The following is a 517-nucleotide window of genomic DNA, read 5'->3' as shown; positions in this document are numbered from 1 at the left end:
TAATTAAAGTTAGGCAAAGTTAAACAATCGCAAAATTAGTAAACACATACTCAAGCAAGTAATTTTTGTAAATATTCTTGCAAAACTAATGCGTGATTTACTTTTGGATTTTTTGCAGCATACAACAAAGTTATAGTTTGATACTTATTAAACAAATCCATAATCACACCAACAGCTTCATGATTTGAATCAAGTTCTTCAACATAACGATGTGAAAATTCTTCAAAATGCTCCGGGTCATGATTAAACCACTTGCGTAACTGCGAAGTAGGAGCAATATCTTTAAGCCATTTATCAATATGAGCATATTCTTTGCTTATACCACGCGGCCAAAGTCTATCAACCAAGACTCTCACACCATCATCTTCACTAATCGTTTCATACACACGCTTAATCTTCACAGTGCACTTGTTCATAAAATCTCCTTTATACGTTTACCATAATCGCAGCTTTATTTATTTTTTCAAGGAATTATTTACTAGCAAAAGATATCTGCGATATAAATTGAGTTATTATG

At 32.1% G+C, this 517-nt stretch carries 1 protein-coding gene; it reads right to left on the bottom strand.

Annotated features, from left to right (window positions below):
- Nucleotides 1-50: 50 nt before the first annotated feature.
- Nucleotides 51-416, bottom strand: coding sequence for a DUF488 domain-containing protein (locus A5295_RS06075; RefSeq protein ID WP_012914086.1), 366 nt, complete (start codon nucleotides 414-416; stop codon nucleotides 51-53).
- Nucleotides 417-517 lie beyond the last annotated feature (101 nt).

This window comes from Gardnerella sp. 26-12, assembly GCF_001660745.1.
Taxonomy (GTDB): domain Bacteria; phylum Actinomycetota; class Actinomycetes; order Actinomycetales; family Bifidobacteriaceae; genus Bifidobacterium; species Bifidobacterium swidsinskii.
Note: the sequence above shows the minus strand (reverse complement) of the source record. Positions and strands in the feature narration are given on the sequence as shown.

Bases quoted from the DNA above. Each gene is read 5' to 3' on its own strand.
- A5295_RS06075 (WP_012914086.1), bottom strand. From the start codon at position 416: ATGAACAAGTGCACTGTGAAGATTAAGCGTGTGTATGAAACGATTAGT.